The 8,496-nt window shown below is 71.1% G+C and carries 10 protein-coding genes; 4 read left to right on the top strand and 6 right to left on the bottom strand.

What is annotated here, in order from left to right; genetic code table 11:
* The coding region (locus ACLEQD_RS31290; RefSeq protein WP_410389156.1) for a helicase-related protein at positions 1-2,185 on the bottom strand (2,185 nt) is incomplete at its 3' end.
* Positions 2,186-2,539: 354 nt separating this feature from the next.
* Here ACLEQD_RS31290 and ACLEQD_RS31295 point away from each other — a divergent pair.
* Positions 2,540-2,965: a bacterioferritin gene (locus ACLEQD_RS31295; RefSeq protein ID WP_410389158.1), complete on the top strand. Its 426-nt coding sequence runs from the start codon at positions 2,540-2,542 to the stop codon at positions 2,963-2,965.
* A 60-nt stretch (positions 2,966-3,025) separates the two neighbouring features.
* Here ACLEQD_RS31295 and ACLEQD_RS31300 read toward each other — a convergent pair whose 3' ends face one another.
* The 5 genes from ACLEQD_RS31300 to ACLEQD_RS31320 form a co-directional block, all read right to left on the bottom strand.
* Entirely contained in the window at positions 3,026-4,033 is a 1,008-nt protein-coding gene (locus tag ACLEQD_RS31300) for a fatty acid desaturase family protein (RefSeq protein ID WP_410389160.1), read from the bottom strand.
* 149 nt (positions 4,034-4,182) lie between these two features.
* Complete coding sequence (locus tag ACLEQD_RS31305; protein WP_410389162.1) at positions 4,183-5,010, bottom strand: PPK2 family polyphosphate kinase; 828 nt, start codon at positions 5,008-5,010, stop codon at positions 4,183-4,185.
* A 134-nt stretch (positions 5,011-5,144) separates the two neighbouring features.
* Positions 5,145-5,657: a hypothetical protein gene (locus tag ACLEQD_RS31310; RefSeq protein WP_410389164.1), complete on the bottom strand. Its 513-nt coding sequence runs from the start codon at positions 5,655-5,657 to the stop codon at positions 5,145-5,147.
* Positions 5,654-5,992 (bottom strand): hypothetical protein, encoded by a 339-nt coding sequence (locus ACLEQD_RS31315; RefSeq protein WP_410389166.1) that lies wholly within the window; start codon positions 5,990-5,992, stop codon positions 5,654-5,656. Before ACLEQD_RS31315 ends, ACLEQD_RS31310 begins: the two co-directional genes overlap by 4 nt.
* Before the next feature lie 355 nt (positions 5,993-6,347).
* Positions 6,348-6,833 (bottom strand): SRPBCC family protein, encoded by a 486-nt coding sequence (locus ACLEQD_RS31320; protein WP_410389168.1) that lies wholly within the window; start codon positions 6,831-6,833, stop codon positions 6,348-6,350.
* A gap of 357 nt (positions 6,834-7,190) precedes the next feature.
* Between ACLEQD_RS31320 and ACLEQD_RS31325 the strand changes: the two genes are divergently transcribed.
* The 3 genes from ACLEQD_RS31325 to ACLEQD_RS31335 all read left to right on the top strand — a co-directional run bounded on the left by ACLEQD_RS31325 (position 7,191) and on the right by ACLEQD_RS31335 (position 8,496).
* On the top strand, positions 7,191-7,823 hold the full coding sequence (locus tag ACLEQD_RS31325; RefSeq protein WP_410389170.1) for an OsmC family protein: 633 nt from the start codon (positions 7,191-7,193) through the stop codon (positions 7,821-7,823).
* A complete protein-coding gene (locus ACLEQD_RS31330) occupies positions 7,792-8,001 on the top strand; it encodes a hypothetical protein (RefSeq protein WP_338276905.1) in 210 nt (69 codons plus the stop codon). Before ACLEQD_RS31325 ends, ACLEQD_RS31330 begins: the two co-directional genes overlap by 32 nt.
* Positions 8,002-8,196: 195 nt before the next feature.
* Entirely contained in the window at positions 8,197-8,496 is a 300-nt protein-coding gene (locus ACLEQD_RS31335; RefSeq protein ID WP_410389172.1) for a hypothetical protein, read from the top strand.

Consider the following 8,496-nt stretch of genomic DNA (forward strand, 5'->3'; position numbering starts at 1 on the left):
AATCCCTCCCCAGCCGCTCCACGATGTCGATGCGCAGCGCCACCGGTCCGATGACCTCGTAGCCGAAGGCGCGCGCGTTGCGGCCGCCCAGCGCCGCGACGTTCAACGCGGGCTCCCGCGGGATGCCCTGCGGACACGGGGCCTGCTGGAACAGCGCCGTCAACATGGCCCGCCGCTCCAGGGCCTGCGGCGACAGGGCCCCGGTGACGTAGAGGAACCGCTGGCCCTCGTGGACGCCCTGCGCCTTCAGCCGCTCCCGCGACTCCTCGTCCAGGAGCTTCCACTGCTCGCGCGCCTCGCCCTGGGAGATGACGCCCAGCCCTTCCGCCAGCCGGTAGGCCACGCCTCGCATCGCCGGCGCGCGGCTCTCGCCCGTGAAGGACTCCGCGGGAAAGCCTCCCATGGCCTCCGTCACCAGGTCCTTCGCCAGCGCCACCAACCGGCGCTCCAGCCGCTGCCGAGCGCCCCCCGTCCACACCTCCGGCTCCGCCAACGCGAGCTGCGGGGAGCGCCGGTCGCGGCCTCGCACCAGCCGGGCCAGCGGCTGCGACTCGAAGGAGATGCGCCCCATCGGATCCACCTCGAAGGCGTCGTGCGTCGCGTCCACCACGCGCTGGACGAACTGCTCCTCCGTCATCACCGCGCCTTCCGCGCCCGGCACCTCCGTCAGCAACTGCCCCAGCTTGGCGAAGGGGCTGTCCGAGCCGGCCTGCGGCAGCGCGCTGGCCCTCACGAAGCGGCGCGCGCTCCTCCTCGCGGCCCGCTGGACGAAGCGCTCCACCAGCCGCTCATGCAGGGCGTCGCCCAGCGCGTCCTCGATGCGGCGCGTGCGCTCCTGCCAGTCCTCCGCGTCGTGCAGCCAGCCCGGACGATGACTGATGTACGTCCAGATGCGGATGGCCGCGAGCCGGTCCATCAGCGTGTGGAGGTCCCCGGACGCGTCGTCGAGCGGCGACACCTGCCGGCCCAGCCACGTGGGGTCCAGCTTCCCGTCCCCCGCGGTGAGCTGGAGGAACGTCTCGCGCAGGAGCGCGACGTGCTGGCCGAAGAGGCCCTTGCGGAAGTCGGGGATCTGGCAGACCTGCCACAACAGCTCGACGGACGCCTTGTCGGGAGTGAGCTCGCGGATGGCGGGCACGGCGGACAGCCCCTTGAGCGCGTCGAAGTCATCCGCGCGCTCCACCCGGACGAAGGCGCTGTCGCGCGGAGCACGCGACAGCGAGTCCAGCAGGGCCTCCGGGCTGGAGAAGTCGAGCGAGGAGTTGCGCCAGATGAGGCTGCGCACCGCGGGGAAGCGGTGCGACTCGATGGCGGAGACGACGCGCGGCGGCAGCTCCGGCAGCGTGTTCAGCGCGCCGAAGCTGCCGTCGTTGAGGTGGCGCCCCGCGCGGCCGGCGATCTGCGCCAGCTCGTCGGGATACAGGTCGCGCTGCTCGGCGCCGTCGAACTTGGAGAGCGTCGAGAAGGCCACGTGGTTGAGGTCCAGGTTCAGCCCCATGCCAATGGCATCCGTGGCCACGAGGTACTGGACCTCGCCGGACTGATACATCGCCACCTGCGCGTTGCGCGTCCGGGGCGACAGCGCGCCCAGCACCACCGCCACGCCGCCCCGCAGCCGGCGCAGCGCCTCGGCCAGCTCGTAGACGCGGTCCGCGGAGAACGCGACCACCGCCGAGCGCGGCGGCAGGCTCTTCAGCGACTTGCGCCCGGAGTAGCGCAGCTGCGACAGGCGCGTGGCGCGCTTCAGGGACGCATGCGGGATGAGCGCCTGCACCATGGGCCGCATCGTCTCCGCGCCCAGGAACCAGGTCTCCTTGCGGCCGCGCGCGTGCAGCAGCCGGTCGGTGAAGACGTGCCCGCGCTCGCGGTGCGCGGCGAGCTGGATCTCATCCACCGCGAGGAAGTCGACCTGCCGGTCCGTCGGCATCGCCTCCACGGTGCAGATCCAGTAGTCGGGCCGGGGCGGGATGCGCTTCTCCTCGCCCGTCATCAGCGCGACCCGGCCCTCGCCCACCTTCGCGGTCACCCGGTCGTAGACCTCCCGGGCAAGCAGGCGGAGCGGCAGGCCGATGATGCCTGAGTCGTGCTCCAGCATCCGTTCGATGGCGCGGTAGGTCTTCCCGGTGTTCGTGGGCCCCAGCTCCGCCACGACGACGGACGGCCGGCTGGATGGGCTCGAGCTCATTGGCGAAGACTAACCCCGAACCCCCTCCTCCGCCCTGGGGGCCGCAAGGGGTGTTCGCGGACAACGTCCCTGCCCGCGCTGGGCGTGGAGGCAAGCGTCGCCAGCGGGAATCGGATCCCGCGCCGGGGCCCCGGGGTGGGACGGACAGGCGCGGCGCTCCCGGCACGCGGGGGCAGGAGGGATGGCCAGCGTGGCCAGGGCCGCCCAGCTTCCCGACACCCAGCCGCCCGGAGGCACCGCCATGGCCGACACGCGTCCGCAGCCGTTCGTCACCGACCTCCAGCAGCTCCACCGCCAGGCGCGCGAGCACCTGGCGGCGGGGGCCCGCACGATACCGCCGGGGGCGAGCTGGGGATGTGCCTCACGCTGCTCAACGCCGCGCTCGCGACCGAGGTCGTCTGCGTGCGGCGCTACACACGCCACGCCCTGTGCGCGGCGGGCCCTGGCGCGGAGGCGGTGAAGGCCGCGTTCGGCCGGCACGCGCGCGAGGAGCAGGGCCACGCGCTGAGGCTCGCCGAGCGCATCCAGCAGCTGGGCGGACGGCCGGATTTCAACCTTGGAGGACTCATGTCCAGCGGTGACACCCACGACGAAGAGGGGCGGACGCTGGTGGAGCTGCTCCGCGAGAACCTGGCGGCGGAGCGCGTCGTCATCGAGACGTACCGGGAGCTCATCCCCTACTTCGAGGAGCGCGACCCCACCACCCGGCGGCTGCTGGAGGAGCTCCTCGACGAGGAGGAGGCGCACGCCAAGGCGCTGCACACGCTGCTGGAGCCTTGAGACCCCGGCCCGGTGGGTTCCTCGGGCGGGCCCCGAACGGACCCGCCGGGCCGAGGTTCCTCAGGCGCCGTGGGCGAGCCGCGCGTCGCGGTAGCGCACCATCCGCTTCAGCGACGGATCCCACAGGTTCAGCCGCAGGCAGCCCACGACGTCCTTGAGCGTGAGCGTGGTCACGTGCGGCCCCTGGAGCTCCGGGATGGCGGCCATCGCCTCCGGCAGCCGGTAGAACGGGATGCGCGGGTTGAGGTGGTGCACGTGGTGGTAGCCGATGTTGCCCGTGAACCACGCCATCACCGGCCCGAAGCGCATGTAGCTGCTGGCCTCCAGCGCCGCGTCCGCGTGGTTCCAGGCGGCGTCCGGCAGGATGGCCACGTCGTCGAAGTTGTGCTGCGCGTAGAACAGGTACGTGCCCAGCGCGTACGCGACGAACAGCGGCCCCAGGAAGGCGCAGAGGTAGACGCCCAGGCCGAAGAAGTGCCAGACGGCCGCGGACAGCGCCACGTGCACGCCCAGCGCGAGCCCGGAGGTCCAGTAGCGCTTCGGGCTCTTCACGAACGGCTGGAGGCACAGGCTGTAGAGGAACGCGGTGAAGTAGCCGAGCATCAACGTCACCGGGTGGCGCTCCACCACGTAGCCCAGGCGCTGCGCGCCCGTGGCCTTGCGCCACTGCTCCGTGGTCCAGGTGACGAACGTCCCCGCCGAGTCCGCGGCGATGCGCGCGGTGTTGGCGTGGTGGTGGTTGTGCGTGTCATTCCAGATGCGCGCGGGCGTGAGCGTGAGCAGCCCCTGCACCTGGAAGAGGACCTTCGCCCACCGCGACTTCGGCAGGAGCGCCCCGTGCATCGCGTCGTGGAAGAGGATGAAGCAGCGGATGAGCACCAACGCTTCGACGAGGCCGCCCACGATGCGCAGGGGCCACCAGGGCGCGGCCACCGCCAGCGCCACCGCGCCCGCGAGCGCGGCGTAGGTGGAGACGAGCGCGCCGACGGAGCGCGCGGTGTCCTGGGCCGCGAAGGGACGCGTGCGGGCGATGAGGTCCTTGCTCGACGGCGACGCGGTTCGTTCCATGTCGACAGGGCTCCGGGGGTGACCGCCCGGCGACACACCGGGACGGATGACCCACCGTGTTGTCCCATCCCCATGTCACGGCCGGGTCAGCGGTTCCCACGACGCGCGGCGTGTGCTTCCGCGTCATCCATGACGCGCAAGGCCGTGCCTCAGCGCTTCTTGCGCCAGGCGCGCAGCTCGGCCTTCTTGTGCTTGCCGACCTCGTCCAGGCGCTGCTGCCACTGCTCGCGGTAGGGGCGCAGGGCCTCCGCCACGGCGCGGGCCACCACGAGGTTGCGGTACCACTTGGCGTCCGAGGGCACCAGGTGCCAGGGCGCCTGCACGGTGGACGTCCGCGCGAAGACGTCCTCGTAGGCATGGGTGTAGTCCAGCCAGTGCTTGCGGTCCTCCCAGTCCCCCGCCGAAATCTTCCAGGCCTTGCGCGGCTCCTGCTCGCGCGCCAGCAGCCGCTGCTCCTGCTCCTCCCGGCTGATGTGGAGGAAGAACTTGAGGATGACGGTGCCGTGCTCCGCGAGCAGGGTCTCGAAGTCGCGGATGTGCTGGTAGCGCGCCTTCCAGAGCGGACTGGGGACCAGGTTGTTCACCCGCGCCACGAGCACGTCCTCGTAGTGCGAGCGATTGAAGATGGAGAACTCGCCCTTGCGCGGGGCCACGCGGTGCACGCGCCAGAGGAAGTCGTGCTCCTGCTCCTCGGTGCTGGGCACGCCGAAGGAGGTGACCCTCACGCCGCGCGGGTTGAGGCTGCCCACCACGTGCTTGATGGTGCCGTCCTTGCCAGCGGTGTCACGCCCCTGCAGGACGATGAGGACGGAGTTCATCTTCGCGCCCCACAGCAGGTCCTGCAGGTCGAACAGCTCCTCGCCCAGCGCCTCGAACTCCGCCTTCGCCGCGTCCCGGTCCTCCTTCTTCGGCGGCGCCGTGGAGATGCGCTCGAGCTTCACCTTCGCGCCCTGCTTGTCATTGCGGATGATGTCCATGGTCCCCTTCGCTCCAGGTATGGGCGGAAGCGTGCCCGGAGCGAGGGCGGATTCACACCGTCCCGAGCCAGGACGGCGGCAAAACGTCCGAGTCGAACCTTTCGAGGGCCCCGCGGCGGAGCAGAGCCGGAGCCTCAGTCGGGGAGCGCGACCCAGCCGCGAAGGTCATCGTGGTTGCTCAACTCCAGGAGGGCATCTCGACGGTAGCCTTCCAGGTCCTCCGTGAGCCAATGCTCTCCTGGCCGTTCCAGATGAAAGCGCAACGTGCATGCGTTGCTGCATCCGAGGATGATCACGAAGCGCCCATTCGTTGGGAGCACCCGCTGCAACTCCCAGGCGAATCGCAGACCATAGCCCACCTGGTCCTTGAGGCGCAGTCGGCGTGCCCACGGGTCTTCCTCGAGGGAGCCCACGAAGTCAGAGACGTGCAGCTTGTTCGCGAAGCACTCGTAGCCGGTCGCGTCCTGGAAGCCGGGACGGATAGGTGGAGCGCTCGCCGTCGCCGCGCGCCGCAGCACCCAGAAGCCATGAGTCTCGACGACGCCCTCATGGAGCAGCGCCTGCATCCTGGGCGTGAGCGGGCGTGCCATGACTTCCTGTACCCGCGCGTTGCGCAGATAGGCCCGCATCAACGCGTTGGTCCTCAAGGCGGCACCTCTCCCAGGTAGTAAAGGTACGTCGCACCCGTCTGCGCGTCCTGGAAGTGGAGCTGCCCGGGGCGAACTCCGGGCGCCGGGTTCTCCACATCGAGACGGATCCGCCCCTGCTTCCAGAGCGTCTTGCTGTCGATGCGGGCGCCGCGCGCCCCCAACATCCGCTGGGCGGGCGCGTCCGCTCCGCAGGCTTCGTACTGCCCTGGATGCCGCTTCAGGCAACACGAGACGGTGCTGTCCGCCTGGTTGCACTCGCTGGAGATGATCGCGGCCCCACATCCAAGGCCGCAGGACAGCAGGAACAACACCAGCCATCGGATGACGGGCATTGGGCTCTCCAGGCCGTGAGGTTCAGCAGGCCACCCGGAAGCATGCGCCTGGATGTGCGACGCCCAGCCGGGATGCGGGTGGCAGGGTGTCCGCCGCTCGACGCTCCGAGCGGCGCGGCCGCGACGTCACGTGCCGTCCCTGCGCGGCGTCGCCCGCACCGCGCCGTACTTCCACGACAACAGCCACGCCACGCTCGCGGACGCGGTGGACACCTACAGCCGCTTCATCCTCCCGGGCATCCCCACCGTGGACCTGCCGCCGCACCCGCCCGAGTTCCCGGGCGGCCGCCGGAGTCCCTCACCCCGGCGCAGAAGCAGGACCTGCTGCGCTTCCTCCAGCGGCTGTGAGCGCCCTTCAGCGCCGCCACTCCAGCTCCGGCGCCGGCACCCGGGGCGGAGGCGGCAGGAAGGTGTGCGCCAGCCCCCGCAGGCCCCGCGCGAAGAACTCCTCGCGGATCCACTGGCACAGCGCCGCCGCCTCGCCCTCGTGCCCGGGCGTCAGGCTGAAGGTCGCGGACCACTCCACGAAGGTCTGCCCGGTCGCCGTCACCGGCGTCACCCGCAGCTTCGCCAGGTGGTCGCGCACGGGCAGCGGGCTCTCCAGCAACGTGTACGCATAGCTGCGCGCGTGCGGGTCGTGCTCCACCCGAGCCTCCAGGTACACCTCGCCGTCGCGCGTGGTGAGCCGGCGCAGGGGCCCAGGCCCGGCCTCGGGACGCGTCACCCGCTCGCTGGAGACGACGCCCGGGTGCCAGCGCGGGAGGCTGTCAAAGCCTCCCACGCGGTCCCAGACCACGTCCGCGGGGGCCTGGATGAGCTGACTCGCATACGCTTCCGCCATCGGTGCCTCACCTCGTTCTTGCATGGACATGGTTCAAGCGGCCGTGCGGCCCTGGAAGCCCTCGCAAAGCCATACAATCAACGAACACCCTTCCCCACCGCGTCGCATCACACCCATGCCGTCCCCCCATGTCAGGCATTGAGGCGCTGGATGTGGAGCAGGGACGGCGGGGACGAAATCGTCCAAAAGGGCTGTTCCAGGGAGGCCGCATCCCGGGCCAGGGCGCGTGTGGCCCCGCGATCACCGCCCTACCTGGGGGGACTCGTACCCGAGGGCAGTCCCCAGCGGGATGAGAAGCATTGCCGCGGCATGGGTGTTGAAGGCGCATCGCGCAGGCCCCTACCGAGGAGATGCCTGATGACCTCCGCTTCCATCACCGAGTACGAAACGCGCCTCTACTGGCAGGGAGAACGGGGCGCGGTGCTGACGAGCGACCATGCGCCCCCCGTACCGATTGGTCGTCCGTTGAATGACCGCGACAGCGGCCCCGGGGATGGGCGGTGGACTCCGGAGGCGCTGCTGGTGGGCGCGGTGGAGGGGCGCACGCTGCACGCGTTCCTGGACGGGGCACGGGAAGCAGGCGTGAGGGTGCTCTTCTACCAGAGCTGCGCGACGGCCCGGCTGGTGAGCGGCAGCCCGGAGCAGGCCGCCCACTTCACCGACCTCATCGTCCGGCCGCACGTCGCCGTGGCCAGCGCACGGGAGGCGGAGCACGTGCGCCAGCTCTTCGCCCGGCTGCCGGCGCGCTGCTTCCCCAGCTCCATGATCCAGCTCACCCCGCGCATCGAGCCCGTGGTGGAGGTCTGGGCCCACTGCCGCCTCCAGGACGCGGGGACACCTGTCGAAAACCACGCACCCGAAGACGACGCGGAGGGCGCGGCGGTTCCCTGGGAGGACGGCGTGCGCAGTGTGGAGGTCCATGCCGACGAATCCACAGACGACGCCTCCCCAGAAGCCGGTGAAGGAGCCGGATCCGAAGCCCACGCCTGAGATTGAACCGCCCCGGCCGCCCGCGCCGGAGAAGGATCCACCGCCGGGCGAGCCCCAGCGCCGGGAACCGCCTCCGCCCCTGCAGGACCCCGAGGTGAAGCCGGGCATCCAGGAACCCCCCGCGCATGACCCCAACCGTCCGGGGCCACCGGACATCATCGCCGGGCCCGCTGTCTGAGATTGCACACCTCCGCGCGGTGGAGCCTCGTGGGTTTCCACAGGTCCGGCGCACCGCGCGTTCGAGCGGATTCACCCGGAGGATTGGCTTCGCGGCCTACCCTGGACCTTCGTCCAACGCTTGGGTGGGTCAGGGCCTCGCCGCGATGCAAGCCGATGCGAGGAAACGTAGAGTGAGGCGCGCTCCCCGCGCGCCATGTCCTCGTCCTCCCCGCCCCCACTCCTCAGGATTGCCGCCGTCGCCACCGCGTGCGCGGCGCTCATGGCCCTGGTGGGGATGTGGAGCGGAAGCCTGGCGCCGGGGGCTCGCATCGCCGTGCTGGCGGCGAGCGCGTTCGTGCTGGCCGCGGTGGGCGTGATGGCCGCCCTGCGCGCCCTGGCCCGGAGCGAGCGCGAGTACATCCGGCTGCGCGAGCAGGCGGACGACGCGCGGGCGCTGCGCGACGCGGTCATGGCCTCACGCCGGTGGGCTTCGCGTTCTACGACCGCGACCTGA

The organism is Corallococcus sp. 4LFB (genome assembly GCF_046520365.1).
GTDB classification, from domain to species: Bacteria; Myxococcota; Myxococcia; order Myxococcales; family Myxococcaceae; genus Corallococcus; species Corallococcus caeni.